The sequence below is a fragment of the Anaerococcus senegalensis JC48 genome (assembly GCF_000321005.1).
Lineage (GTDB): Bacteria > Bacillota > Clostridia > Tissierellales > Peptoniphilaceae > Anaerococcus > Anaerococcus senegalensis.
The window spans coordinates 241708-267489 of sequence record NZ_HE578907.1 but is presented as its reverse complement, the minus strand read 5'-3'; the positions used below and the strand labels follow the sequence as shown (position 1 = coordinate 267489).

General features: G+C 26.8%; 26 protein-coding genes, 2 tRNA genes, 1 other RNA gene and 2 pseudogenes. 7 read left to right on the top strand and 24 right to left on the bottom strand.

Annotation, left to right across the window (positions count from 1 at the left end; genetic code table 11):
* Positions 1–21 precede the first annotated feature (21 nt).
* Positions 22–1818 (top strand): ATP-dependent helicase, encoded by a 1797-nt coding sequence (locus ASHG_RS01395; RefSeq protein ID WP_040397008.1) that lies wholly within the window; start codon positions 22–24, stop codon positions 1816–1818.
* A gap of 25 nt (positions 1819–1843) precedes the next feature.
* On the opposite strand, the gene hydF is transcribed toward ASHG_RS01395, so the two are convergent.
* From hydF to dnaX, 5 genes are all read right to left on the bottom strand, one after another.
* Positions 1844–2986: a [FeFe] hydrogenase H-cluster maturation GTPase HydF gene (hydF, locus tag ASHG_RS01390; protein WP_040397007.1), complete on the bottom strand. Its 1143-nt coding sequence runs from the start codon at positions 2984–2986 to the stop codon at positions 1844–1846.
* Positions 2983–4407, bottom strand: coding sequence for a [FeFe] hydrogenase H-cluster radical SAM maturase HydG (gene hydG / locus ASHG_RS01385; protein ID WP_040397006.1), 1425 nt, complete (start codon positions 4405–4407; stop codon positions 2983–2985). Before hydG ends, hydF begins: the two co-directional genes overlap by 4 nt.
* A 189-nt stretch (positions 4408–4596) precedes the next feature.
* Positions 4597–5196, bottom strand: coding sequence for a recombination mediator RecR (gene recR, locus ASHG_RS01380; RefSeq protein ID WP_040397003.1), 600 nt, complete (start codon positions 5194–5196; stop codon positions 4597–4599).
* Positions 5196–5531 carry a YbaB/EbfC family nucleoid-associated protein gene (locus ASHG_RS01375; RefSeq protein ID WP_040397002.1) on the bottom strand — a complete coding sequence of 112 codons (336 nt, stop codon included), beginning with the start codon at positions 5529–5531 and terminating at the stop codon, positions 5196–5198. Before ASHG_RS01375 ends, recR begins: the two co-directional genes overlap by 1 nt.
* 12 nt (positions 5532–5543) lie before the next feature.
* Positions 5544–7280: a DNA polymerase III subunit gamma/tau gene (gene dnaX, locus ASHG_RS01370; RefSeq protein WP_040397000.1), complete on the bottom strand. Its 1737-nt coding sequence runs from the start codon at positions 7278–7280 to the stop codon at positions 5544–5546.
* A gap of 106 nt (positions 7281–7386) precedes the next feature.
* On the opposite strand from dnaX, the gene ASHG_RS01365 reads away from it, so the two are divergent.
* The 3 genes from ASHG_RS01365 (at position 7387) to cbpB (ending at position 8282) form a co-directional block, all read left to right on the top strand.
* Positions 7387–7477: transfer RNA gene (locus ASHG_RS01365), tRNA-Ser, on the top strand.
* Positions 7477–7743: signal recognition particle sRNA large type (ffs, locus tag ASHG_RS08830), an RNA gene on the top strand. The genes ASHG_RS01365 and ffs overlap by 1 nt, the downstream gene beginning before the upstream one ends.
* 71 nt (positions 7744–7814) lie before the next feature.
* Positions 7815–8282, top strand: coding sequence for a cyclic-di-AMP-binding protein CbpB (gene cbpB, locus ASHG_RS01360; RefSeq protein ID WP_040396999.1), 468 nt, complete (start codon positions 7815–7817; stop codon positions 8280–8282).
* 19 nt (positions 8283–8301) lie between these two features.
* Here cbpB and ASHG_RS01355 read toward each other — a convergent pair whose 3' ends face one another.
* Positions 8302–9942: a GlgB N-terminal domain-containing protein gene (locus ASHG_RS01355; RefSeq protein ID WP_040396998.1), complete on the bottom strand. Its 1641-nt coding sequence runs from the start codon at positions 9940–9942 to the stop codon at positions 8302–8304.
* A gap of 170 nt (positions 9943–10112) precedes the next feature.
* Between ASHG_RS01355 and ASHG_RS01350 the strand changes: the two genes are divergently transcribed.
* Positions 10113–10958: an AraC family transcriptional regulator gene (locus ASHG_RS01350; RefSeq protein ID WP_040396997.1), complete on the top strand. Its 846-nt coding sequence runs from the start codon at positions 10113–10115 to the stop codon at positions 10956–10958.
* Between the two features lie 53 nt (positions 10959–11011).
* On the opposite strand, the gene ASHG_RS01345 is transcribed toward ASHG_RS01350, so the two are convergent.
* From ASHG_RS01345 to tuf, 3 genes are all read right to left on the bottom strand, one after another.
* Positions 11012–11641: a transporter associated domain-containing protein gene (locus tag ASHG_RS01345; protein WP_040396996.1), complete on the bottom strand. Its 630-nt coding sequence runs from the start codon at positions 11639–11641 to the stop codon at positions 11012–11014.
* A gap of 13 nt (positions 11642–11654) precedes the next feature.
* Positions 11655–12926 carry a putative glycoside hydrolase gene (locus ASHG_RS01340; RefSeq protein ID WP_040396994.1) on the bottom strand — a complete coding sequence of 424 codons (1272 nt, stop codon included), beginning with the start codon at positions 12924–12926 and terminating at the stop codon, positions 11655–11657.
* Positions 12927–12989: 63 nt separating this feature from the next.
* Positions 12990–14186 (bottom strand): elongation factor Tu, encoded by a 1197-nt coding sequence (gene tuf / locus ASHG_RS01335; protein WP_040396993.1) that lies wholly within the window; start codon positions 14184–14186, stop codon positions 12990–12992.
* 137 nt (positions 14187–14323) lie between these two features.
* On the opposite strand from tuf, the gene ASHG_RS01330 reads away from it, so the two are divergent.
* Positions 14324–14399, top strand: a tRNA-Thr gene (locus ASHG_RS01330).
* A gap of 106 nt (positions 14400–14505) precedes the next feature.
* Here ASHG_RS01330 and ASHG_RS01325 read toward each other — a convergent pair.
* The 12 genes and pseudogenes from ASHG_RS01325 to ASHG_RS01275 all read right to left on the bottom strand — a co-directional run bounded on the left by ASHG_RS01325 (position 14506) and on the right by ASHG_RS01275 (position 21042).
* Positions 14506–14721: a DUF6275 family protein gene (locus ASHG_RS01325; protein WP_051145858.1), complete on the bottom strand. Its 216-nt coding sequence runs from the start codon at positions 14719–14721 to the stop codon at positions 14506–14508.
* Positions 14722–14843: 122 nt separating this feature from the next.
* Positions 14844–15236, bottom strand: coding sequence for a type II toxin-antitoxin system HicB family antitoxin (locus ASHG_RS01320; RefSeq protein WP_040396991.1), 393 nt, complete (start codon positions 15234–15236; stop codon positions 14844–14846).
* Positions 15237–15361: 125 nt separating this feature from the next.
* Positions 15362–15565, bottom strand: a complete 204-nt coding sequence (locus tag ASHG_RS01315; protein WP_040396989.1) for a hypothetical protein — start codon at positions 15563–15565, stop codon at positions 15362–15364.
* Entirely contained in the window at positions 15565–15792 is a 228-nt protein-coding gene (locus ASHG_RS01310) for a hypothetical protein (protein ID WP_040396987.1), read from the bottom strand. The genes ASHG_RS01315 and ASHG_RS01310 overlap by 1 nt, the downstream gene beginning before the upstream one ends.
* 8 nt (positions 15793–15800) lie before the next feature.
* A pseudogene (locus ASHG_RS08960) lies at positions 15801–15947 on the bottom strand (ADP-ribosyltransferase); the annotation flags it as partial.
* Between the two features lie 90 nt (positions 15948–16037).
* Positions 16038–17303, bottom strand: a complete 1266-nt coding sequence (gene uraA / locus ASHG_RS01305) for a uracil permease (RefSeq protein WP_040396985.1) — start codon at positions 17301–17303, stop codon at positions 16038–16040.
* Positions 17304–17452: 149 nt separating this feature from the next.
* Positions 17453–17629 carry an indolepyruvate ferredoxin oxidoreductase subunit alpha gene (locus ASHG_RS01300; RefSeq protein ID WP_040396984.1) on the bottom strand — a complete coding sequence of 59 codons (177 nt, stop codon included), beginning with the start codon at positions 17627–17629 and terminating at the stop codon, positions 17453–17455.
* Positions 17630–17727: 98 nt separating this feature from the next.
* Positions 17728–18544 (bottom strand): annotated as a pseudogene (locus tag ASHG_RS01295) (PSP1 domain-containing protein).
* Positions 18519–19346 (bottom strand): DNA polymerase III subunit delta', encoded by an 828-nt coding sequence (locus ASHG_RS01290; RefSeq protein WP_040396982.1) that lies wholly within the window; start codon positions 19344–19346, stop codon positions 18519–18521. The pseudogene ASHG_RS01295 and the gene ASHG_RS01290 overlap by 26 nt, the downstream one beginning before the upstream one ends.
* A gap of 1 nt (position 19347) precedes the next feature.
* Positions 19348–19677 carry a cyclic-di-AMP receptor gene (locus ASHG_RS01285; protein ID WP_040396981.1) on the bottom strand — a complete coding sequence of 110 codons (330 nt, stop codon included), beginning with the start codon at positions 19675–19677 and terminating at the stop codon, positions 19348–19350.
* A complete protein-coding gene (gene tmk / locus ASHG_RS01280) occupies positions 19674–20303 on the bottom strand; it encodes a dTMP kinase (protein WP_040398346.1) in 630 nt (209 codons plus the stop codon). The genes ASHG_RS01285 and tmk overlap by 4 nt, the downstream gene beginning before the upstream one ends.
* 94 nt (positions 20304–20397) lie before the next feature.
* Complete coding sequence (locus tag ASHG_RS01275; RefSeq protein WP_040396980.1) at positions 20398–21042, bottom strand: 50S ribosomal protein L25; 645 nt, start codon at positions 21040–21042, stop codon at positions 20398–20400.
* Between the two features lie 154 nt (positions 21043–21196).
* On the opposite strand from ASHG_RS01275, the gene tpx reads away from it, so the two are divergent.
* Positions 21197–21709, top strand: coding sequence for a thiol peroxidase (tpx, locus tag ASHG_RS01270; protein WP_040396978.1), 513 nt, complete (start codon positions 21197–21199; stop codon positions 21707–21709).
* Positions 21710–21828: 119 nt separating this feature from the next.
* On the opposite strand, the gene ASHG_RS08825 is transcribed toward tpx, so the two are convergent.
* The 3 genes from ASHG_RS08825 to ASHG_RS01255 all read right to left on the bottom strand — a co-directional run bounded on the left by ASHG_RS08825 (position 21829) and on the right by ASHG_RS01255 (position 25547).
* A complete protein-coding gene (locus tag ASHG_RS08825) occupies positions 21829–22824 on the bottom strand; it encodes a lipid II:glycine glycyltransferase FemX (protein WP_084689270.1) in 996 nt (331 codons plus the stop codon).
* Between the two features lie 68 nt (positions 22825–22892).
* Positions 22893–23693, bottom strand: coding sequence for a bifunctional 5,10-methylenetetrahydrofolate dehydrogenase/5,10-methenyltetrahydrofolate cyclohydrolase (locus ASHG_RS01260; RefSeq protein WP_040396976.1), 801 nt, complete (start codon positions 23691–23693; stop codon positions 22893–22895).
* Positions 23694–23741: 48 nt separating this feature from the next.
* Positions 23742–25547 carry a C40 family peptidase gene (locus ASHG_RS01255; RefSeq protein ID WP_040396975.1) on the bottom strand — a complete coding sequence of 602 codons (1806 nt, stop codon included), beginning with the start codon at positions 25545–25547 and terminating at the stop codon, positions 23742–23744.
* Positions 25548–25782: the final 235 nt, after the last annotated feature.

The following is a 25782-nucleotide window of genomic DNA, read 5'->3' as shown; positions in this document are numbered from 1 at the left end:
CTTATATGATAAAATATAAATATGAAATTTACAAGCAAACAATTACAAGCAGAAAATCACAAGAACGGTCCAATGTTGGTTTTGGCAATTCCTGGAAGCGGGAAAACAACAGTTCTTTTGGAAAGGATAAAAATCTTATCAAAAGAAATTGACCAATCTAAAATTTTAAATTTAACATTTTCTAGAATTCAAGCAAATGATATGAAAAAAAGATTTGATAGTGATAAGACTAATTTTATGACTATCCATGCTTTTTGTTATTTAATTATAAGAAACTACTTAAAAAGATATAATAGACAATTAAATCTAATAGAAGATGAAAAAATTTATAATAAATATACTTTGGTCGGTGAAATTTATAAGGATTTAAATAAAAAGAAAATTTCTAAGGAAGATTTAAATTTATTTTTTCAAAAAATTTCTTTTATGAAAAATTCTCTTTTGGATACTTCCTACCTAAATAAAGTAGAAATTTCAAAAATAAAAGAAATTTATCAAACCTATGAAAGAATAAAAAAGCAAAAACACCTACTTGATTTTGATGATATGCAAGTTTATGCCTTAGAATTATTAGATGATGAGTCTTTATTAAGGTCAATAAAAAATAAATATAAATATTTTCAACTTGATGAAGGTCAAGATACTTCTCTTTTACAATTTAAAATTTTAGAAAAAATTGTATATCCAGAAAATAATCTTCTAGTAGTAGCTGATGATGACCAATCTATTTATTCTTTTAGGGCAGCAGATCCAAAATATCTTCTAAATTTCAAAAAAATTTATAAGGAAGCAAAAATAATTAGTCTTGATACAAATCATAGATCTGGTAAAAAAATTATTTCTTTGGCAAGTTCTTTTATTGCACAAAATAAAAATAGGTACAAGAAAAATTATAAGATAAGTAGAGATTTTAATGATCAAATAAAGTTTAAGGAATTCAAAAATTTTAGCAAGGAATATGATTATATAATTAAAAATTTAGAAGATATGAGTACAGGTATTTTATTTAGAAATAATATTTCAGCTATATCTTTAAGCTCTTATCTATTAGATAAAAATATTGATTTTTCTATAAATTCAAATATTTTAGATTTTTTTGAATCGAAGATTTTTACAGATATGGTTAATATAATCAACTTTTCTGAAGATTTTAATAATATAGAAATTTTTTCGGATATTTATTATAAGATTTCAACCTATCTTTCAAAAGAAGATATTGACACTATAAATCACAAGGCAATAAATGAAAATATTTTTGATTTTTTTGAAAATAGTAACATTGAAGATTACAAAAAGGATGCACTTTTTAATATAGAAAAAAAATTAAGACATATTAGAAAACTAGATATAGAAAAGAAAATTTCTTTTATATATAAAAGTCTATCTTATAATTCATATATAAATATGAAAAGCAGAAAATATATGGAAGAAACCGTAAATAAAGATATTTATATAGAAAGTCTAAGATACTTTACTAAATCATGTAAATCTTTAGATGAAGTTTATGAAAAGATAAAAATTTTAGAAAAAAAATCTAAATCTTTAATAAAGACAAATTTATCTTTATCTACCATCCATTCTTCTAAGGGATTAGAATATGATAAGGTCTTTATAATTGATTTGATAAAAAATGAATTTCCACTAATCATGGATGAAGAAAATTATTTTGAAAGACTAGAAGAAGAAAGAAGAATTTTTTATGTAGGCCTTACAAGAGCAAGAGATAGACTATATATTTTAACCTTAAAAAATAGAAATAATAAAAAAGTTTATCCTTCCAAATTTTACACCACAAGTTTGGATATTATAAAAAAATAAGCCCTGAGCATTTGCTCAAGGCTTTTTATATTGAAACCTTATCTAAAATTCCATTTAAATAAGCTATAACTATCCCATAATTTGTCATAGGAATATTTTTTTCTTTAGCTTGTTTGATTCTTTCCAACACATATTTTTTATTAAACATACAGGCTCCGCATTGGATTATTAGGTCATATTTTTCAATATTTTCAAAATCTTCTCCCCTTTGAAAGTCGATTTCAATATCCTTATACCTTTTTTTCAAAAGTTTTGGAATTTTTATAGTTCCAATGTCTTCTGAGATTGGTGGATGTGAACAAGCTTCTGCAATGAGTATTTTTTTTGCCCCTTGATCAAGTTTTTTTACTGATTCTATATAATAATTTATATCAGCCTTAAAAGCTGAAAATAATACAGAAAATGAAGTTAGTTTTATATCTTTATCCAAAATATTATAAACTTCTTTAAAATATTGAGAGTCTGTTATAACAAGGTCTGGTTTTTTATTAAAAGAATTTAGGGTGTTTTCTAAATTTTTAAGATTTGTAGAAACTGCACTTGCATTTTTATCTATAATTTCTCTTATTGTCATAACTTGTGGTTTGATAAGTCTATATTTTGGTGCTTCGGCATCTTGAGGAATAACCAATAAAACCAAGTCATTTTCTTTTACAAGAGATTTTGTTATAGTATTATCTTCAATTTTATAAATTGATTTGATTTTATCAAAAAATTTCTCCCTCTCGTCATTATTTTTTATATTTATAGCTAGTGGAGAAAAAGCTTTAAATTTTTCCACCAAGTCATTTCCAATTTCTAAATCCTGTTTAGTCGCTATAAAAATTATCTTATCATATTTTTCCTTTAAGGCAGAAATTTCTTCAACTTTATCGTCTATTGATAGAAAATAAAGCAAAATATCAGCTTTTTCTATGGCTTTTTTTGTTTTCTTTATTCTTTTTTCATATAAATTTGTATCATCATCAAATCCTGCTGTATCAAAAAATAAAACCGGACCAAAATCATGAATTTCCATAGATTTTTTTATAGGATCTGTCGTAGTTCCCTTTTGATTTGAAACAATAGAAACATCTTGATCACTTATAAAATTTAAAAATGATGATTTTCCAGAATTAGTCTTACCCAATAAGGCAAGGCTAACTCTTTCTGAATTATATGCTATCATACGTGTATATCTCTTTTTCCATCCCTAATTTCATCGATCCATTTTTTTGTATTAGCACGAAGATCTGGGTTTTGAATTTTTTCAATTTCTCTATTTATTAAAGCTCTGCCATCTTTTCTTGTTTTTTCGCTTGCATAATCTGTCAAATATTCATCTAAAGTTAAAATAGCATTTGGTTGGCACATATTTCCTATTCCATGATCTTTTACTATTTTCATAAAGTCTTTTCCAACCCTACCTTCTCTGTAGCAAGCTGTACAAAATGATGGTAGATAATCCATATTTAATAGCCAATCAACAACTTCATCTAAGGTCCTATTATCAGCAAGTTCAAATTGATTTGAGCCTTTAACATCTCCAATATCTTCTGAATAACCACCAACTGTTGTTTTTGATCCTCCAGAAATTTGACTTATTCCAAGATCTAATACTTTTTCTCTAACTTTTTTAGATTCTCTTGTAGAAATTATCATTCCTGTATAAGGAACAGCAAGTCTAAGACAAGCTACAATTTTTTCAAACATTTCATCACTCAATGAATTGTCAAATTCGTCAGGATCTATATCATCTGCCGGTTGAACTCTTGGAACAGAAATTGTATGTGGACCACAATTAAATCGAGCTTCTAAATGTTCTGCATGCATTAATAGACCAACAAATTCGTATTCATAAGATTGAAGTCCAAATAAAACTCCACAACCAACATCATTAATTCCAGCACTCATCGCCCTATCCATAGATTCTGTATGATAATTATAATCATGTTTTGGACCTGTTGGGTGAAGTAATTCATAATTTTTCTTATTATAAGTTTCTTGAAATAAAATATATGTACCTATTTCTGCATCTAATAATTTTTTATAATTTTCTTCGGTAGTTGCTGCTATATTTACATTAACTCTTCTTATAGATCCATTTTTGTGTTTTATTGAATAAATTGTTTTGATTGATTCTAGTACATATTCAATAGGATTATTTACAGGGTCTTCACCAGTTTCAAGAGCAAGTCTTTTGTGTCCTAAATCTTGTAGGGCAATCACTTCTTTTCTTATTTCATCTTGACTTAATTTTCTTCTTGGAATTGTTTTATTTTTTGCATGATATGGGCAATACAAGCATCCGTTTACACAATAATTTGATAAGTATAAAGGTGCAAACAAAACTATCCTATTTCCATAAAATTTTTCCTTTAATTTTTTTGCCAATGAAAAAATTTCTTCATTTAAGTCTTCTTCTTGGCAAGATAACAAAACAAAAGCGTCTCTATGGCTAAGTCCATGAGCTTTTTTTGCTTTTTCTAAAATTTCCTTAATTAATTTCCTATCATTTTTGTGATTTCTTCCGTAATCTAATGACTCAAGAATTTCTTCATGATTAATAAATTCTTCCGCATTTTTTGATTTCACATCATATTTTGCCATTTTTTTCTCCTTTAAGATTTAAAAACCACCCTATTAAGGATGGTTTTGTTAAGTTTTATATTCAGCTTTAAATTTTTCCACTAAATTTTAAAAGTTTTTTCAAAAAAATTATTAGATAAATTTTATTTAAAAACTTACCTTTAATTCTTTTATATTATATCACAAATCGTCTAGGAATTTCTAATATAATTAAATTTCTCTTCTATCTTCCAAAGCTTTTTCTAGAGTAAGCTGATCAAAATATTCCAAATTTGAACCAACTGGAATTCCTGATGCAATCTTAGAAACCCTAACATTTTTATTTTCTAATAAATGTGCCAAAAATAAGGATGTTGTTTCTCCTTCAATTGTCGATGAAATCGCCAAAATTACTTCTTTAATATTTTCTTTATCAATTCTATCCAACAATTTATCAATCGACAAGTCCTCTGCCTTGACATTATCTGATGGAGAAATAAGTCCACCTAATATATGGTATTTACCATGAAAAACTGAAGATTTTTCAATAGCATATAAGTTTCTTACATCTTCTATTACACAAATTATATTTTCTTCCCTAGAAACATCCTTGCAGATTCCACAAATTTCATCTTCTGTTAAATTTCCACAAATTTTACAAGGATGAATTTTGGATTTAACTTCCATTAAAGACTTGGAAAATTCCTCAACACTTTCAATATCTTTACCAACTATACTCATAGCAAGTCTTTCAGCACTTTTTTTTCCTATAGTTGGCAATTTTTGAAATTGTTCTATTAGTTTAATTAAACTTTCAGGATACAAAGCCATTACATTAATCCAGGAATATTAATATTTCCTGTTAATTTTCCCATTTCTTTTTGTGTATATTGGTCAGCTTTTTTCAAAGCATCATTTACAGCTGCAACTACAAGGTCTTCTAACATTTCTGTATCTTCTGGATCAACTACATCTTCGTCTATTTTTATCTTAAGAACTTCCTTTTTTCCATTTACTACAGCTTCTATTACTCCACCACCTGCTGTTGAAGAGAATTCTTTTTCTTCAATTTCTTGTTGAGCCTTAGCCATTTCTTGTTGCATCTTTTGTACTTTTTTCATCATATTATTCATATTTCCGCCGCCTGGAAATCCGCCTCTTGCCATTATTTTTCTCCTTTATTGTTCAATCATTAAGTCTTCTTTAAAGACTTTTTTTAGTTTTTCTATAACATCATCATTTGGATCATTTTTTGATCCTCTTATACTATTATTAGTGTTAGACTTTTTTTTGTCAATAGTTGAAACTCTAACCTCAAAATCTTTATTAGTCATTGATTTTAAAATATCTTTTATTTTTGGTTTAGATTCATCCAAAAATTGGTAATATAAATTATTAGAATAATAAATTGTAAAAATATCATCTATAATATCATAATTAAAACCTTCTGCTTTTATTAAGGCTTTTAAAATTGGTGAAGATGAATTTAAAAATTCACTTAAAAATATTTCTTCCTCATCTTTATCTAAAGTATAAGTAGAAGCTACTATGTCTTTTTCTACCATTTTTTTATCATTTTTACTTATATTTTCAGAAGGTAAATTTTCGACAATTTCATTTTCTAAATTTTCAGTATTACTATTATTATCATTTTTTTCTTTTGAAAGATGTTTTATATTTTCATCTTTTTTTTCATTTTCTACTTTTCTATTTTGTAATACATTTAAAGAATTTAGATTTTCTAATTTATTGTCTACCAATTTATTTATAATATCTATATTATCAGTTGATTGATTTTTTTCTAATTTTTCAATTCTTGACAATATATTTTCTTCATCTTTTAAGTTTATTAATCTTAATATTGCCATCTCCATAAGTAATGATGAATTATCTGATATTTTCATCCTATTTGAATAATCATTTAAGATTTCTAAAGATGATACAATTTTTTCTGATGAAATTTTATCCATTTTTTTCTCTATAAGATCTATATAATCAAGATTTTCTACGTATTTTTTATTTAAGCTTGTTTTATAAACCATTAAATCTCTTAAATAGCCAATTAAACCATCTAAAATGTCTCGATCATCCTTATTATTTTCTTTCATTTTAAAAAGAATTTCTAATGAATCTTTTTGATTATAAGAAAATATATTATCTACTAATTTATCCAAAGATTCAAAATTAACTACACCTAAAATATTTTCTACATCTTTAAGTAAAAATTCATCTTTTTCTATAGATAATACTTGATCTAAAATTGATAAAGCATCTCTCATTGCGCCTTTTGCTTTTTTAACAATTAAATCTTTCGCCTCATCTCTCATAGATACTTTTCTATCATTTAAAATAATATCAATCTGTTTTATAATATCGTCTCTAGAGATTTTATTAAATTCAAACTTTTGAACTCTTGATAAAATAGTTTTTGGAATTTTCTCAATTTCTGTTGTTGCTAATATAAAAACCAAATGACTTGGTGGTTCTTCCATAATTTTTAACAAAGCATTAAATGCTTCTCTTGTTATCATGTGAGCTTCATCAATTATATAAACTTTGTATTTTAAATTATTTGGTGGATAAACAACTGTTTCTTTTAAATTTCTAATATCATCTATTCTTCTATTGCTTGCAGCATCCATTTCAACTATATCCATAGTGGATTCTTCTTCAATTGATTTACAATTTTCACACTTTCCACATGGTGATGAGTCAATAGGATCAAGACAATTAATTGCCTTAGCAAAAATTTTAGCACAAGTAGTTTTACCGCATCCTCTTTCTCCAGCAAATAAATATGCGTGAGAAATTTGCCCAGATTTCACTTGATTTTTTAAAACATTTACAACTCTATCTTGACCTAAAACGTCAGAAAATTTTTGTGGTCGATATTCTCTATATAAAGCTTTTGCCATAATTATTCCTTTCCTTAAAGATTATACCATAGTGAAAAAAATTTTATAATTTAAAAAATAATTTGAAATCTTTTAAATTTAAAGTATAGTTCTTATCTGTAAGCATGGAGAGCTGTCCGAGCGGCTTAAGGAGCACGATTGGAAATCGTGTATACATTGATAGTGTATCAAGGGTTCAAATCCCTTGCTCTCCGCCATGCACTAGATGGGGAGTTAGCGGTGCCCTGTAACCTGCAATCCGCTATAGCAGGATTGAATTCCCAAGTTAGGATTTTAAAAATTATAGTCTGCCTCAAATAAGCGGTGTTGATTGATGGGTCTTACGCAATAAAAAACTATGAACCATGTCAGGACGGGAACGTAGCAGCATTAAGTAGATCTTTTTATGTGCCGTAAGGTCACCTATCATGAGCTGGCTGTTTGAGTAACGTATAAATTTTATTATACGAGCTTGGGTGTGCTTACATAATATACTCTATATTGCCTTTTGTTTTTACAAAAGGCTATTTTTTTAAAAATAATTAAGGATAAATTATGATTGGAGAAAATTTAAAAAAATTATTTAATCAACCTACTGCAAATATTATTACTCCAGCAAGTGATGTTGCTGTTTTAAGAGAAAATGATACCCTTCTCCACGCAATTCTTGTTTTATCAAATAGAGGATATCAAACTATACCAGTGTTAGATGATAATGATAGGGTTCGTGGTTTAATTTCTATTTCAAAAATTGTAATTTCTTCTGAAGATGTTACCTTTTTTAATGAAGAAATTCTTACCCAAACAAAGGTAAAGGAAGTAATGGATCAAGTAGTTCCAATTTTATTTGATGATTCTGATCTTGAAGATATTTTAAGACTTATAGTAAATAATAATTTTATTTGTATCACTCACAGAAATGGTTATTTTGTAGGAATTATTACAAGAAAAACAATTTTAGAAAGATTTACAAATATTGCCCATAATATTGAAAATGAATATAAGCTAATTAAAAAGCTATAAAAGACTTATCTTTTATAGCTTATTTTATTCTAAAAATTCCAGATCCAAAAGCTGGAATTTTTATTTTATTATCTTCTTTATATTTTCTATCAAAACTTGTTAGTATTTTTTCTACTTTATAATTCAAATCTATTTTATAATCTAAATCTGTAAGATTTATTAAAACTAAATATTTTTCTTTTTTGTATTTTCTTATAAATGCGTAAAGGGAATATCCTTCAATTTCAAGAATTATTGTCTTAGAATCTTTTTTACATAAATTTCTATTTTCTAGATAAAATTTAGATATTTTCTTGTAAAATTGATTAAAATCTAGTTCTTTATCATTTAAATTATATAAATCTACTTTTCTATTAATATCAAAAGTTTGTAGTGAGCCTATCTCATCTTCTAAAAAGATAATTTTTTTAGAATTTAAGCTATATAATAACAAAAAAACAGTCTTTAATTGTTGGTATTTCTTGTCATTAGAATTAATCTTCATACAAAGACTTGCACCTTCACTTAAGCTATCTGTAAAATCAAAACCTAAGATATAATTATCATAATTTCCACAAATTAAATTCTCCACAAATTTTGAATAATTGTTTCTTTCATAGGGATTTTTTTGCATTATTTTTATAATTTTTGAAAAAGTTCTATCATAAATATATGAAAATCCTAGATTTTCATCAAACTCATCTTTCCATAAATTACAGAAAGATCCTATAGAAATTTTTCCTAAACTATTAATATGATTATTAATATCTTTTAAAAATTTTATCCAATTCTCATTATATCCTCTAGATTTATCACCTTGCCAAAATATCATATTTTCTAAATTAACAAATTTTATACCATCTATATTAAATTCATTTATCCAATAGGTAATTAGAGAAAAAATAAAAGATTTAGTAATTTTTTTACTAGGATCTAAATTTATTGAACCATGATAATTGTATAAAATATCATCGTAATCATAATTATATAGATTTGTCCCATCATATTTTATTAATGATTTATTATAAGAATCAAACTCACCAATATCAAAATCCAAGATAATACCTATATCATTTTTATGACAAAAGTCAATAAATAATTTGAATTTTTCAATTGATGTAAAATTTTCATTTAGAGTAAAGAAAGAGCTTGTAGAAAACCCTATATTATATTTAAATCTATTGGAAAAAATTGGCATAAAATTAATATATGTAAAATTATTTTCTTTTAAATATTTGATAAATTTCACCATTTTATCCCTATTCTCAAAAATCTTCTCATCTAAATTTTCAAAATTTACTTGGTATATATTAAGATTTTCTTTTTCTTTAAATTTATAAGAAAATTTATATTTTTTATCATATACTATAGAAGCTTCTTTTTCCAAATCACAAAGTTTTGCGAAAGGGTCTAGTTTATAAAATTTATTTCCATTATATTCTTCTATAACATATAGATATTTATCAAATTCTTTTACATTTTTGATAGTTTTTGAAAAAACACCAGTAGAATATTTTCTTAGTTTTTCTTCATTCCAATCATTAAAATCACCCATAAGATAAACATTTTTAGCATTCGGAGCAAAATTTCTAAAAATGTAAGAGTCTTTTGTCTTTTTATGATTTCCGAAAAATGTATATGAATCATTTGATTTTCCTTCTATATATGATCTAGTATTCATCATATTTCCTTTCTATATTTTTGAATAATTCTAAATAATTATTGATAATATTTATTTCTTAAAACCATTATAACACATTAAAAGAATTCAAAAATAAAAATTTATCTTGTAGTAAAGTGCTTTTTTCTGTATAATGATTATACATGTAAAAAGAAAAAGGAACATAATTTATGGATATTTTAGATAAAAACGAAAACGATAACACAAGTATACAAAGTATCTACCTTAAAGTACTTTACTCGAAAAAAAATTCATCATCTAGTAAAATCAACTCTAGAATTCATTTCCATCCTTTCACTGAATTTTACTATATATTAGATGGAAAAGGGATATTTTCTATTGAAGATAAGGTTATAGATACTAGCAAAAATGATTTCTTTATAATAAATTCAAATGTAGGTCATAGCATATATTCAAATGAAAATGAAAATTTACTTTATATTTCTTTCAGAATTGATAGTATTTTTATAAAAAATATTAATGATAAAGAAAAACTTGAAGAAGATAAATACATATATAAAAAGATTAAGAATAGCAACAAATATTTTATTGATTGTTTTAATGAGATTAATCAAGAATTTAATTCAAATGATATTTATGCCAAATCTATGGCAAATGCTAAGGCAAGTGAATTTATTATAAAATTACTAAGAAAATACAAAGATGAATTTTTGATAACTAATGATATTAAAATAAACAAACAAATTGATTATATAAAAAATTTCATTGATAATAATTATTCTGAAGATATTAAACTAGAAAGTCTATCCAAGATGGCTTATATGAATAAATTTCACCTCATCTCAGAATTTAAACAGTCATATAGAGTTACTCCTATTGAATATTTGATTTTAAAAAGAATAGAAATCACTAAAAATTTATTAATTAGTACAAATCATTCAATGGAAGAAATATCTTCAATTGTAGGATTTAATTCACAATCCTATTTCAATCAAGTTTTTAGAAAGAAAGTTGGAATAACTCCTTCACAATTTAGAAAAAATCACAGAATTTAAAAAAATCATTAGCAAGCCTTTCGCTGCTAATGATTTTTTTTACTTTATTATTCTTATTTCATTTCTTCAATTCTAATCCTTTGAATAACACCATCTTTCATACTTATCACTTTAAATTTATAAGGTCCATAAATAAGCCTTGTATTTTCTTTTATTTCTTCAATCCCTTCAATTTTTGCAATATCATAAACTAATCCACCCAAAGTATTTGACATATCTTGAGGTATATCTAATTTATATTCATTTTTAATTTTTTTTACTGGTACTGAGGCTGGATAAGTGTTGTCAATTTTAGCCATCAACTTATCATCTTTTACAACAAATTTAATTATTGCAAAAATTAATCCTATTGATATTGACCCTATAAGAATATCAATTAAATCTACAGAGTATAAAAGCATTTTCCTAGCAATTACAAACAAAATCAATGTAAGTATAGCTTCATGTGATTTTGTAAGTATCATTTCTATAAGCTCAATTCCAACGACAATTAAAAGAGCATGTTTCAAAAACTCATTTAATAATTCATAATTTTGCTTTAAATCAGCTGTTTTAATTATAGCCAATGCATAACGCACTAAATTTGGAACAGATAAAATCAAAGAAAATAAAATACTAATACAAATTATAATTTCTATTATTTTTATACCTACATCAATTTTTTCTTTTAATTTTTTTTCCATAAAACCTACTTAATTAGTATTCTACACCTGTTGTATAATCACCACTTGCATTCCATAACAAAAATTCTTTTTGACCAGAATCATAAATGGCTTTAACTTGATCTTCTACAGCTTTTGCATCATATTCCATATAATTACCTTCCCCAATCCAAGAAGCTGTAAAATCTTGAATCCACGGTCTAGATTGAGGTTTGTGTTCAATTTCAGAAAAAACTTCTTGTTCTTCTTTTAAATATCTTTTTACTAATTCATAAGGTTCTAAATCTGGTTTTTCTATATCAAAAGAATATAAACCCCAGTGAGAAGGGTAAATCATTGAACTCATAACATCAGCTTGATTTGACATTTCTTTAAAATCTTGTCCAATTCCTTCAGCTCTTCCAACTTGCATAGAATATCCAAAAACATCAATTCCGCAAGGTGTATCATATGCTTGAAGCATTTCCCTAGCCTCTTTCACGAAACTTGTAATTGCATCAATCCTTTTTTCACCTTCATTCATTTTTATTTTCTCCCATTTACCTTTTGGATAATCTAATTTGTCATGAAATGTTTCAAAACCTTCAGCAAACCTTATATAATCAAATTGAATTTCATCGAAACCAGCATTGGCTGCAAGTTCTGCAATTTGCAGATCATAATTTCTAACCTCATCCATAAATGGATTCATAAAAGCTTCACCATGACCATTAGTCCACAATGATCCATCAGCTAATTTAAATCCCCAGTCTGGATGTTTTTCAGTGATTACAGAATCTTTAAATGTTGTAATTCTACCAATTACATAAATCCCTTTTTCATGCATTTTATTTATAAAATCTTCAGCATCTATTACTTCACTTGTTGCATACTTAATGTCTTTATTATCAGTATCAAATTTGCAAGTAATATTTCCCCAATCATCTTTGACGTCCAATACAACTGTATTTAATTTGGTATTATCTAATAAATCCATAATCTTTTTAAAAGCTTTGGGATTAGCTGCTGTATAAGTATTAAGATAAACTCCCTTTACTCCTTCTTCTGGGTAATACTTAGATTTTTTTTCATTTAAAGATTTAAGTCTAGACGTATCATAATCCATATTATAATCATCAGGAGTAACTCCAACAGTGTAAGGTTCACCTAGAGGTTTTTTTTCTTTTTTATTATTTTTTTCACCTATGATATTTTCATTTGAAGAATAACTCTTTTCGCTTGTATCTTTCTTATTATTTAAAGAACAAGAAGTAAATGTAATTGCATATATTATAATAAACAAAATACATAACTTTTTATTTTTCATGTAAACTCCTAGCTCAATTAAATAAAAAAAAGAGCAAGCCTAAAAGACCCGCTCTATATTTTATTATTGAATTACTTTAGAAACAACTCCTGAAGCAACTGTTCTTCCACCTTCTCTTACTGCGAATCTTAATCCTTCTTCAAGAGCGATTGGTTTTTGTAATTTGATTTTGAATGTTGCGTTGTCTCCTGGCATTACCATTTCTGTTCCTTCTTCTAATTGGATGTCTCCTGTTACATCTGTTGTTCTGAAGAAGAATTGTGGTCTATAGCCTGAGAAGAATGGTGTATGACGTCCACCTTCTTCTTTTGTTAGTACGTATACTTGTCCTTCAAATTCTGTGTGTGGATGTACTGAACCTGGTTCTGCTATTACTTGCCCTCTTTGGATTTCGTTTCTTTGTACTCCTCTTAGTAGTAATGCACAGTTATCTCCTGATTCTGTTACTTCTAGTGATTTGTGGAACATTTCGATTCCTGTTACTACTACTTCTCTTGTTTTTTCTGTTAGTCCAACTATTTCAACTGTAGATCCAAGTTTTAGTGTTCCTCTTTCTACTCTTCCTGTTGCTACTGTTCCTCTTCCTGAGATTGTCATTACGTCTTCTACTGGCATTAGGAATGGTTGGTCATTGTCTCTTTCTGGTATATCAAAGTATTCGTCTACTTGTTCCATTAGGTCTAATATTTTGTCTGACCATTCGCCTTCTCCACCTTCTTGTAATGATTTTAATGCAGATCCTACTACTACTGGTGCATTGTCTCCATCAAATTCATATTCTGATAGTAAATCTCTTACTTCCATTTCTACTAATTCGATTAGTTCTGGATCGTCTACTTGGTCTTCTTTGTTTAGGAATACTGCTATTTTTGGTACTCCTACTTGTCTTGCTAGTAGGATGTGTTCTCTTGTTTGTGGCATTGGACCGTCTGCAGCTGATACTACTAAGATTGCTCCGTCCATTTGTGCTGCTCCTGTGATCATGTTTTTAACGTAGTCAGCGTGGCCTGGAGCATCGATGTGTGCGTAGTGTCTGTTTTCTGTTTCATATTCTACTACTGATGTATTGATTGTGATTCCTCTTTCTCTTTCTTCTGGAGCCTTATCAATTTTATCGTAGTCTATGAATTCACCTGTTCCATATTTTTTGTTTAATGCTTGGGTGATTGCTGCTGTTGTTGTTGTTTTACCGTGGTCAACGTGTCCGATTGTACCAATATTAATATGTGGTTTACTTCTTTCAAATGTTTCTTTACTCATTATTTCCTCCTAAATATTATAAGATTACTATACCATAAATTTTATAAATTTACTACAATTACTAGTATTATACCGTCTATTATGAATAATTAAAAATAATTTGCAAAAATATTATAATGAAGTATATTAAAGAATATGCCACTTTAGCTCAGTAGGTAGAGCGCATCCATGGTAAGGATGAGGTCCTCAGTTCGATCCTGGGAAGTGGCTCCATTTTTTTGCCCATTTATTGGATTTTCAACGTTTGAAATGAATTAAATTCTATAAAAATGTATAAATTATTTATTCTTAATTCCCCCATCTCTTAAATTCAATTGAATTATTTAACGCATTCTACTATTCTTTTTTCACTCTCATCTAAATGTATTTTCGACCTTTTTATAATTACCATATATATTTCTCCCCTATATTTGTTGTAGGTAAATTCATAGTAATAAGCACCTTTTATTGGCGTACTCATTAAATATTTGCTATTTTGCAAAGTTTTACTAGTATAAACAGCAAATATATCATCTGTATCTATTTCTTCTATCATATCTACTCTTTTATTTTCATATTCTAAAACTTATTTTACATAATCTTAAAAATTCTTCGTGTTTTATCATTATATCTCTTTTTTATCCACTAAAAAAGCGACTACTTATGTAATCGCTAATATTATTTTATATTTAATTCTTCCTTTAACCCTTCTTGTAAAACTCTTAAAAAATTGATGTTTTTTTGTTTTGCTAATATTTCAAGCCAAGTTGGTAAAGTTAACATCTTATTTTTATACACTTCTTTTGTTAAAGAAAATTGATATGGTAGAAAAACATTTATATATACTACTTTTTGATTGTCTTTTAATTTAGATTTGTCAATAATATTCATTTTCGGATAATCTTTATAATCATAAAGAACTAATCCTATAACTTCTAGTGCCATGCTTATACCTTCCTCAAATGTATCTGAACATGTAAAGCAATTTTCTATATCTGGTATATCTATTGAATATCCACCATCTTCTTCTTTTGTGAGGATAGCACCATAAGTAACATAATTTTTATCCATTCTATCACCCTTTCTTTAAATAGAGAACTTAGGGCTTATAAAAGCCCTATACCTTTGTTAACATTTGCTTCATAGCTATTTCATATTTTTGTACTTAAAAGCATATCTAACAAGTGATAGTGGTCTTAATCTATTATTTCTATTTTTTTAATTTCGCTCTCACTTATCCCAACTAATGGAAATTTTTTCTCAATAGTTAATATTGCAATCTCTTCTTCCTTACCGTCAGAATCATAGCTAGGAGTATAAGTTTCTACGTAACCTTTTAAAACCTCATTATCATTAAATGTAATTTCTACATTTTTATTAAAATATTTTTTAAGTTTCATTATTTAAATGTTTTTCTACCTTCTTGTAGTGGTCTTATAACAGATTTTCTATCTGACTTTGGAATACCTTTATCTTCAGCCATTTTACAATATAGCTCAAATTCTTCATCTGTTTTTCTTGCATTAGGGATATGTCTAAAGTAAGTAAACATTTCACTCTTCTCTTCTTTTGTTATTTTATCACCATTATAGGCACTATTTATGATATCATTTATTTTTCTTCTCATAAAATAATCTACAAAATTATTTTATCATTCTTGATTTTTAAAATCCTATATTTAGTTTTATTTGATAATAATAATTCATATTCATTAACGCCATAATCAGTATTCTCACCTATATATAAAACCTTACTTCCTTTTGGTATTTTTATATCCAATAAATATTCTCTTACTTCGTCAGCAAAAGCTTTTTTTCAGTTCTTTATTAACATTTATAGAATTAAAACTACCAGCTAAGCTGGTAGTTTTAATTATTGATTTATTAAATTTAATTTTTTTAGTAGGGTCATAAAGGCTGATAGTAATACTGCTACTACTGATGCCAATACCATTCCTTGTAGTTGGATTGATCCAAATTTTACTGATAATCCTGAAAGGCCTGCTATAAATATTACTGATGTTAAGATTAGGTTTATTGATTTTGAGTAATCTACTTTTTGATCAACTAATAATCTTATTCCACTTGTTCCAATCATTCCATATAATAAAAATGTAACTCCGCCTATTACATTTCCAGGAATTGTTTGAATCAATGCTGCAAGTGGTCCAAAAAATGCCATGATTATTGAAATTACTGCTGCCATTCCTATAACTTGTACTGAATAAACTCCAGTTATAGCCATTACCCCTATATTTTCTCCATATGTTGTTGTTGGAACTCCTCCAATAAGTCCTGATAGCGCAGATGAGAAATTATCTGCAAATATTGATCTGTGAAGTCCTGGTTCTTCTAATAAATTTCTTCCTATAATGTTACTTGTTACTACTTGGTGAGAAATATGTTCACTTGTTATCACTAGTATTACTGGAAGCATTGAAAGTATAGCTTCTGCTGAAAATTTTGGTACCGAAAAATTTGGCAAGGTAAATAATTTTGCTTCTAGTACTGGAGTAAAATTAACCATGTCAAAAAATATTGCACTGATATAACCAACAACTATAGCTATAAGAATTGGTATTGTTGAAAAGAATCCTTTAAATGCTACTGAACCAATAATTGCAGTAAAAAGTGTTATGGCAAATACAATAAAATCTTTGTAATTTGCAGAATCTGTCATCAAATTTGCTCCGATTGATCCGCCTGTAACCGTATTTCCAGCAAGTTCAAAACCTATCAAAGCTACTACTGCTCCCATTGCAGCAGGTGGTAAGACCACATCAATCCATTCTATGCCAAATTTATATATTATTAATGCCAGTAAGCATCCTATAAGTCCGACCACAATAAAAGCACCTTGAGCATATTGAAATCCTTGACTTGCAATAATAGCTGTTCCTGGTGCTAAAAATGCAAATGATGATCCCAAATAAGCAGGTGCTTTCTTTTTAGTAATTAATATAAATAATAATGTTCCTATACCGTTCATAAAAAGTACAATTCCTGGATTTATTTTAAATAAAATAGGAACTAATACGCTTGCTCCAAACATTGCAAATGTATGTTGGATTGAAAGTGGTAACAACAATTTAAATGGTAACTTATCTTCTACATGATATATTTTTTTAGAATTTTTCATAATGCCTCCTCCTATACATCAAGAGATATATTAGCAAAAAAAATATATCTTGTCAATTAAAATTTATAAAAAATTTTCTATATTTAATATAAATTTAAGAAAAATAAAAGACCCAAAATCTTGGGTCCTTGTTTTTATATGTATATTTTTTATTCTGCTGGTGAGATTGCTTCTACTGGGCAAACAGCTGCACATGATCCACAATCGATGCAAGCATCTTCGTCGATTACATATGATGCGTCTCCTTGTTCAATTGCTTGAACTGGACATTCACCTTCACATGATCCACATGATATACATGTATTTTCATCTATTCTATAAGCCATAATATTACCTCCTAATTTGTTATATTATTATTATAGTAGTTAAATTAGTTAATGTCAAATGATATTAAATATCAATTTTCTATTTCAATAAATTCTTTTTATCTATTTATTTGCCTAATTTCTTTTGGACAATAGGACTTTTCTATTTCTGTATCATCCTCTTCAATTTTTACTCTTATTTTACATTTTTCTTTTACATAATTATTTTCAACAACTACGCCAATACCATCATTAGTTTCAACTTTTTCACCGACTTTGGGCATAGCTTTTTTGGCAATTTTGTAATTATCATTTTCATATGATAAACAGCACATTAATCTGCCACATAATCCAGAAATTTTATTTGGATCGAGTGTAATATCTTGTTCTTTTGCCATTTTTTATAGATAAAGGTTTAAAGTCATTCAAAAATCTAGCACAACAACATTTTTGACCGCACAAACCTACACTTGAAACCAATTTTGCATGATCTCTCACTCCAATTTGTCTAAGTTCGATTCTATTTCTATATATAGAAGCTAACTCTTTTACAAGTTTTCTAAAATCAACTCTATTATTTGAAGAAAAATATATCATTAATTTTTTTCTATCGAAAGTAAATTCAGCTTCTATTGCATGAAGATTAAGTCCTAATTTATCTGCTTTTTCTTGACATATTATTACAGCCTCTTTAGCATCTATTTTATTTTTTTCATCTTCAATTAAATCATTTTGATCAGCTTTTCTAATTATTGGACTAAGTTCATGGTCAAATTCATCTTCACTTATTTCTTTTATAGGTGTTTTAACATTACCTATTTCAAGACATGAATTAGAATTTACTATCACCTTATCATCCATATTTAATTCAAAATCTAAAGGATCAAAATAATATATTTTTCCTGCTTTTTTAAAGCTTACTCCTACTACTTTCAATATTCTTCCCCTCTCTATATATAAAAAAAACGAAATTGTCGATTACCATATCATAATTTACGTTATTTTTAAATCCTTTTGTTATTTCTTCTGTTTTTCTAATTATCCTATCAATAGAATCAAAAGGTAATTTTTCTATTTTTTTTAAGTAAAATAAAATTTTCTTATTTTCTAAATTAGTTTCCCTATAATATTTTAATTTTATCAAATAATTAAAACAATTTGAAATCTCCGTAAAAAGATCTTCTTTATAATCTTTGGATTTAATAAAAAAATCTTTATTTTTATAATAAAAAGACAGATTTCCAGAAATTATCTCACTTAAAATATAAGATAGTTTTTCTTTATCTACAAGTTCATTATCTTTTTTACTATTAAAACTTATAATTTGACATCTAGACCTAATTGTTTTTAATAGATTATAATAATTTGTAGTTGTGAAAATTATTATAATATAATCTTTAGCCTCTTCTATGCTTTTTAAAAGGGCATTTGATGCTTCTATGCTTAGATTTTCACTTTGATCAATTACATAAATCTTAATTATCCCATTACTAGGTCTTAGATACATATCATTTATCATAAGTCTAACTGATTTTATACTAATATTCTTTTCCTTATCATCTTTTTTAATAATTTCAAAATCAGAACTTTCTGATAGTATTGTATCTAATCCATAAGATTCAAATACTTTTTTAGAAAATTCCAATGCCATATCCATATTGTAAGTTGAGTTTTTTGACTCAAAGATATAGGCATTGGATAATCTTTTATTTTTTATTTGATTTTCTAAAATCTCCATATTAAATTCTTATATATTGGTCAACATCCAAAATAAATACAGTAGCTCCTCCTACATTTACATCAACAGGTGCACTTGTAGCAAGAAGTGGTGAATCTGCTGTTGGATTTATAACAGATGATTGAGTTGTCCTTTTTTTACAATTATCTTCGATAATTTTTTTGACTTCTTCAAGATTTTCTTCTTCTATACCAATTAATAAGGTTGTATTTCCTTCCCTTAAAAATCCACCTGTTGTAGCAAGCTTTGTAACTCTATATCTTTTTTCAGTTAGTGAATCCATCAAAAAATTTGCATCTGCATCTTGAACTATAGCAATTAAAAGTTTCATTTTTTCTCCTTTAAATATCTTTTTATTGTATCTAAACAATTATCCACGACTTCATCTAAGCTTTTATTAGCATCAATCGAAATAATTTCATCTTTAAATCTTTTAGATAATTCTATATAGCCCTCATAAGTTTTTTTGTGAAAAGAATCATCTTCATTTTCCAATCGGTCAGAAACAAAATTTTTCCTTTTTCTATCTATACCAGTTTTATAGTCAATATTTAAAAATAAAGTTAAATCTGCATTGATTTCACTAATTGCAAAATCATTTATTTTTTTAACTTCATCAACACCAAGCCCTCTTCCAATACCTTGATAAAGCATAGAGCTTAAAACAAACCTATCACATAAAATAATAGATCCCTTTTCCAAAAGAGGCCTTAATTTTTCTTCAATTAGTTGAGCTCTGCTTGCAGCATAAAGTAAGGCTTCACACCTATCAGACATTTTTATATTGTCATTATCTAAAATAATTTCTCTAATTTTTTCTGAAATTTCGGTTCCACCTGGCTCTCTAAACTTATAAATATCATAACCTTCATTTGAAAGTTTATTATATACCTTTTCCAATACGGTAGTTTTTCCAGAACCATCAGGACCTTCAAATACAATTAATAATCCATTCATGTCTTTATTATACAATAAATTGTAAAAAGATAAAAATTTCATAAAATTAAAAATTTATAAAAAAAAAGACCATAACGGCCTTTGTTTCTTAGACTTATTCTTCGTCTGATTTTTCTTCAGTTTCATCAACTGTAGGAACTTCAGAAGCATCTTCAGATTCTTCATCATCAGCAATAACTTCTTCTTGAGGTTCTTGAAGTGAACATACAACTTCATCATCTTCAAGTAAGATTGTAATATTGTCATCTTTAGCAATATCTAAATCTGTTACTGTGAAAGAATCTCCTATTTGCATATCATTTACTACAACTTCAGCATATTGAGGTATATACATTGGTAAACATTCAACATCTACTGAATCAATATTTTGAACTAATACTGAAGGTTCAACCCTAATGTCATCTCTTCCATTTAAGTAAACTGGAACTGTAACTCTAATAGCTTCTTTTGCATTGATTGCTTGGAAATCTACATGGAAAAATTGTGATTTAAATGGATGCATTTGATAATCTTTAATAAGTACTGGTAATTTTTCACCATCTAAATCTAAATTAATAATTGTAGTTGTACCTGCTTGAGATAATACTTTTTCAAAATCTCTTGAAGTAAATTGTACATTTATATTTTCTTTATCTTTACCATATACAACACCTGGTACAATAGCTTGTTGTCTAAGTTTATTAACTTTATTTTTTCCGACAGCTTCTCTTTTTTCTGATTTTAAAACTATATCTGCCATTGTCTCCTCCTTATATAATCTAACATTTCATACTGATTAATTATACCTTATTTCAAATGATTTGACAATGTTAATATTGTAATTTGAAAAAAATAAATAAAATATAAAAATTGGGTATATAAATATAGAAAGAATTTTCATTTAGGAGGTATAAATGACAGAAAGAAAGAAAAAATTTGGTGAAGAAGAAATCACAGTAATTGGCGAAGAACTTAAAGTTGGAGATATAGCTCCTGATTTTAAAGCAATAAATAATGACCTATCAGAATATGATTTTTACAAAGAAGAAGAAGGAAAAATAAAAATATTATCAGTGGTTCCTTCACTTGACACATCAGTATGCGAAATTCAAACTACAAAATTTAATAAGGCTGCAGCAGATATCAGCCCAGATGTATCAATAATAACAATATCAAATGATTTACCTTTTGCTCAATCAAGATTTTGTTCAGCAAAGGGAATAGATCAAGTAAAAACAGTATCTGATTATAATTTCTTAGATTTTGCTGAAAAATATGCAACTTTAATCAAAGAATTAAAATTACAAAACAGAGCAGTTTTTGTTGTAGATAAAGAAAATAAATTAGCTCATGTTGAATATCTAGAACAAAATACAGAATTACCTGATTATAAAGCTGCACTTGAAGCTGCAAAAAAATTAGTATAAAAAATAAAATCTTTAAAATCACGAATAGCTAGAGAAATCTAGCTATTTTTTTCATACAAAAAAAGCAAACTCAGATGAGCTTGCTTTGATAAATAATTATATTTAAAATTACTAGAAAATTATTTAGTTTTCAAAAATTCATTATAAGCATCCCTATCATAAACAACATCAAGTTCACCAATATAGGCTGTGTATTTATTTGGATGACAGAAATTTTCCTTGAAAGAGTATAAACCATCTTCTTTATTTAGTTTAAATACTCCTCCTAAATCAAGTTCTTTATAATTATTTTTAATACCAAATTTTATCTCTTCCCATAACATATTGTAATTTGGCATAAAGTTTCTCTTTTCATTTGAACTAGCAGCATATAAATAAATTAATTTATCCTTATAAGGCACAACTATAGAAGATGAAAGAGCTTGATCTTCGAAATAAGCAGTAAATATTTCAGCATTCATATACTTAATTAGTCTTTCAAAATATTCTTTTGGTCTAAAGGTTATACCTTGTCTTTCAGCCATTATTTTAGTTAGCTCATAGAATATATCCAATGTTTTTTCATTAGTTTCCATCTTTGTAATAATATTTGATCTTATTGATTTCCTTATACCATATCTACCATTACTAGAAAATCCATTAAAAATTTTATCTTCATCACCAAGAGATAAATCAATAATCATATTATATCTTGGTTGAGTAAAACTATGTATAGGATCACAAACAGATCTAAAATCATAACCCATTTTCTTATATTCATAAACCGACCTTTCATCAAATTTAAACTCTGGGTCGATTCTTAAAAGAAATGCATCATATTTCTCTTTCAAAGGTTCAGCTTCCTTAATTAATCTATCCACAAGTTTATAATCAGTAAAATCACACACAGGTCCTCGTGGTGCATACAAAAAATGTTTCCCATTACTATTTTTTATTCCTATTATTGTCATTGCAGCTACTATTTGTTTATTTTGTTCTTCAACATAAACAAAATCACATGTCCAGTTATTTTTTACCTTTGCCCATGAAGGATCTTGATAAAATTTAGTGTATGGAGATTTGTTTAAATAATCTATATATCTTTTATAGTCTTTTTCTGAATTTACTATTGGCATTGTTTCTCCTTAAATATATTAATATTAAAAATCATTGTATTTACTACTATACTTGAAAATCAGATTTTTTAAATATTAGTGCTATATAGTAATCTTTCAATTAAAGATAAAGTAGTAATAGAACCTACTCCATTTCTACAAGTAACTACTTTAATATCTAATTTTTTTATACTGTCATAATCTATATCTCCATACATTTTTCCATCAACAAAACTTGTACCTGCGTCAATTATTATTTGTCCATCTTTAAAATAATCTGAGTTATAAAAATTTGCCTTTCCAATTGCTGATATGAAAATATCTGAATTTTTAATTTTATCTTTTTGATTTATAGTTTTGGAATTAAACAAAGTTACAGTAGCTTTTTTATAATTTAAATACATAGCCAAAGGCTTACCAATAACATTTGTAGAGTTTGCAATAATAATATCTTTTCCTTCTAAATCTACATCTATATAATCAATGAATTTAATAATTGACCTTACAGTTTGTGGTAAATTTCCAAAATTTTTATCCATTATTTTACCCAAAGAATCATACTTAAAACCATCTAAGTCATAGAATGGCATATTATTTCGTAAAAAATCTAAGTTTGTGTTTTTTGCTAATGGTTGAAGTATTATAAAACCATCTATACTTTTTAGATTTCTACAATAGTTAATAATATCAAAGTGATTTTCTCTTTCACTAAAATTTTTATCTAAATATTGGATATCAAATTCTTTACATCTTTTAATTATTGCATTTTTATATTGTGAAACTGATAAATTTTTCCCTTGACTAATTATTAATATTTTTTTATTCTTTCTATTGTCTCTTATTTTCTTAATTAATTTATTTTTAATTTCATACGAATTTATTATATTCATTTTTTTACCTAAAAAAACACCCCTAGGGGTGTTTTTAATTTATTTTTCTTAAAATATTCTTCTTGCTCCTACGCATACAGCTTTATACCATGGATCATATACATTTCCTGTAGTAACACCTGTACTTGGTGTAGATGCATGAACAAAGTTTCCGCTTGAATCTGTTACAATTCCTACGTGGTCTATTGATCCGTTATATGAGAATAATAATATATCTCCTGCTTGTAAATTTCCAAGACCAACAGAATATCCATTACCAGCTTGACCATAAGTAGTTCTAGCTATGTTAACTCCAACTTGTCTATAAGCATATTGAACTAATCCAGAACAGTCAAATCCACCAGGTGCTGTTCCACCCCATACATATGGATTACCAATCATAGATGCAGCTATATTTGCTACTGATTGTCCACTTCCAGATGCTTGTGGTGCTGGAGTTTGTTGTTTAGTTTGTGTAACTGTTTGTTCAGCTTGTAGATTATTATTTTGTTGGTTGTTATTTCTATTATTAGTATTATTTTGTACTACTTCTTGTGGTTTTTGAACCTTAGAATTTGAAAGTAAATTAGCACTAATGTAACCAGTTTGACCATTGTAATTTACTTTTAACCATCCGTTAGCTAATTGTCCACTAACTTTATCACCCATAGTGTAGTTACCAATAATATTATTTGATGTTGATGCTCCACTTCTAACATTTAATGCAGCTGTATTAACCCAACCAGTGTAAGCTTGAGATTGAACTGTATTTTGTTGTTTTGCTGGAGCAGGTGTTTGTGATTTTTCATTATTTTGAACTTTTATTTCTTGTTTCTTTTCTACAACAGGTTTTTTAACTTCTGTGTTAGAAATAAATTGTGCTGATACAAATGAAACTTGTCCATTATTATTTATTTTCAACCATCCATTTTGAAGAGTTCCAGATACTTTATCTCCTTTAGTAAGAGCTCCAACTACATTAGAATTCATATCTGCTCCACTTCTAATATTTAATGCATCGGTATTAACCCAACCAGTAAAACTTGTAGCTTGGTTTTCTTGAGCCTTAGCTTCTTCAGCTTTTTTTGCTTCTGCATCTAATTTAGCTTGTTCAGCCTTTTTAGCTTCTTCATCAACTTTAGCTTGTTCAATTTTTTTAGCTTCTTCATCAGCTTTAGCTTGTTCAATTTTTTTAGCTTCTTCGTCTTCTTTTGTTTCTTTAGCTAAAACATCTTCTGTATTTTCTTTTTCATCTACAATAGCAATGTCAGATAGGAAATCTAGTTTTATGTAACCATTATCAGTTTTCAACCAACCATCTTCAACTCTTCCAACAACTTTAGTATTTTTAGCTATTGTTTCAACTACATTATTTTCTTGATCTGTTTTTGATGATCTAACATTTAAAGAATCTACCGCAACAAATTTTTCAATTATTGGACTTTCTTCCAAAACTTCATTTACAGTTTTTTCTTCTTCTACTACATTATTATCTTCTTCTTTATTAGATTCCAGTTTATTATCTTCTTCTTTATTAGATTCTATTTTTTTATCTACAGCTTCAACTATAGCTTGTTCACTTGATGATTCAAAAAGTGTAGGATCTGCCAAATTTCTAGATTTAGATATTTTTTCACCTTTTTTATTTTTAGATTTTTCTGCAAATTTAGTATTACTAACTTCATTAGCATAATCTTTTTTAACTTTTTTTGCAGTTGATGCGTATTCTTTATCTATATAAGATACGCTACTATCTAAAACTTTCTTTGATTGGTCTTCTTTATCTAAATTGTTGATTGTAGAAGCGTAAGCTGTTGCTCCGATTGTTACTGCAGCTAACACTCCTATTGTCGATCCTATATTTTTCTTACTCATTGTTTCCTCCGTCTTTATAATTAATTATTACATCTGTTATGAAATCTAGAATAATAATATATCTTTTTGACAAAAAAGTCAATAATTAGTTACAAAAAAATTACACTTTTTTTTATTTTTTTATTTTTATTTTTTTATTTTCTAAATAAAACCAATTTTTATAAAAAAATTTCAATTTCTTTTTAGTTTATCGTTACTTTTTTTATTAATTTATTTTAATTGTTACAAAAAAAAC

What these genes read in the sequence shown, in the direction of transcription:
- tuf (WP_040396993.1), bottom strand. Translation starts at nt 14,186, where the DNA reads ATGAGTAAAGAAACATTTGAAAGAAGTAAACCACATATTAATATTGGT.
- ASHG_RS01285 (WP_040396981.1), bottom strand. Translation starts at nt 19,677, where the DNA reads ATGAAACTTTTAATTGCTATAGTTCAAGATGCAGATGCAAATTTTTTG.
- ASHG_RS01315 (WP_040396989.1), bottom strand. Translation starts at nt 15,565, where the DNA reads ATGAAACTTAAAAAATATTTTAATAAAAATGTAGAAATTACATTTAAT.
- ASHG_RS01345 (WP_040396996.1), bottom strand. Translation starts at nt 11,641, where the DNA reads ATGGAAAAAAAATTAAAAGAAAAAATTGATGTAGGTATAAAAATAATA.
- ASHG_RS01350 (WP_040396997.1), top strand. Translation starts at nt 10,113, where the DNA reads ATGGATATTTTAGATAAAAACGAAAACGATAACACAAGTATACAAAGT.
- uraA (WP_040396985.1), bottom strand. Translation starts at nt 17,303, where the DNA reads ATGAAAAATTCTAAAAAAATATATCATGTAGAAGATAAGTTACCATTT.
- ASHG_RS01310 (WP_040396987.1), bottom strand. Translation starts at nt 15,792, where the DNA reads ATGAGAAGAAAAATAAATGATATCATAAATAGTGCCTATAATGGTGAT.
- ASHG_RS01325 (WP_051145858.1), bottom strand. Translation starts at nt 14,721, where the DNA reads ATGATAGAAGAAATAGATACAGATGATATATTTGCTGTTTATACTAGT.
- ASHG_RS01300 (WP_040396984.1), bottom strand. Translation starts at nt 17,629, where the DNA reads ATGGCTTATAGAATAGATGAAAATACATGTATATCATGTGGATCATGT.
- ASHG_RS01375 (WP_040397002.1), bottom strand. Translation starts at nt 5,531, where the DNA reads ATGGCAAGAGGCGGATTTCCAGGCGGCGGAAATATGAATAATATGATG.
- hydF (WP_040397007.1), bottom strand. Translation starts at nt 2,986, where the DNA reads ATGATAGCATATAATTCAGAAAGAGTTAGCCTTGCCTTATTGGGTAAG.
- recR (WP_040397003.1), bottom strand. Translation starts at nt 5,196, where the DNA reads ATGGCTTTGTATCCTGAAAGTTTAATTAAACTAATAGAACAATTTCAA.
- ASHG_RS01255 (WP_040396975.1), bottom strand. Translation starts at nt 25,547, where the DNA reads ATGAGTAAGAAAAATATAGGATCGACAATAGGAGTGTTAGCTGCAGTA.
- ASHG_RS08825 (WP_084689270.1), bottom strand. Translation starts at nt 22,824, where the DNA reads ATGCCAATAGTAAATTCAGAAAAAGACTATAAAAGATATATAGATTAT.
- tpx (WP_040396978.1), top strand. Translation starts at nt 21,197, where the DNA reads ATGACAGAAAGAAAGAAAAAATTTGGTGAAGAAGAAATCACAGTAATT.
- ASHG_RS01340 (WP_040396994.1), bottom strand. Translation starts at nt 12,926, where the DNA reads ATGAAAAATAAAAAGTTATGTATTTTGTTTATTATAATATATGCAATT.
- hydG (WP_040397006.1), bottom strand. Translation starts at nt 4,407, where the DNA reads ATGGCAAAATATGATGTGAAATCAAAAAATGCGGAAGAATTTATTAAT.
- ASHG_RS01260 (WP_040396976.1), bottom strand. Translation starts at nt 23,693, where the DNA reads ATGAATATAATAAATTCGTATGAAATTAAAAATAAATTAATTAAGAAA.
- tmk (WP_040398346.1), bottom strand. Translation starts at nt 20,303, where the DNA reads ATGAATGGATTATTAATTGTATTTGAAGGTCCTGATGGTTCTGGAAAA.
- dnaX (WP_040397000.1), bottom strand. Translation starts at nt 7,280, where the DNA reads ATGGCAAAAGCTTTATATAGAGAATATCGACCACAAAAATTTTCTGAC.
- ASHG_RS01355 (WP_040396998.1), bottom strand. Translation starts at nt 9,942, where the DNA reads ATGAATACTAGATCATATATAGAAGGAAAATCAAATGATTCATATACA.
- ASHG_RS01290 (WP_040396982.1), bottom strand. Translation starts at nt 19,346, where the DNA reads ATGGAGATTTTAGAAAATCAAATAAAAAATAAAAGATTATCCAATGCC.
- ASHG_RS01395 (WP_040397008.1), top strand. Translation starts at nt 22, where the DNA reads ATGAAATTTACAAGCAAACAATTACAAGCAGAAAATCACAAGAACGGT.
- ASHG_RS01275 (WP_040396980.1), bottom strand. Translation starts at nt 21,042, where the DNA reads ATGGCAGATATAGTTTTAAAATCAGAAAAAAGAGAAGCTGTCGGAAAA.
- cbpB (WP_040396999.1), top strand. Translation starts at nt 7,815, where the DNA reads ATGATTGGAGAAAATTTAAAAAAATTATTTAATCAACCTACTGCAAAT.
- ASHG_RS01320 (WP_040396991.1), bottom strand. Translation starts at nt 15,236, where the DNA reads ATGGATAAAAATTATGTTACTTATGGTGCTATCCTCACAAAAGAAGAA.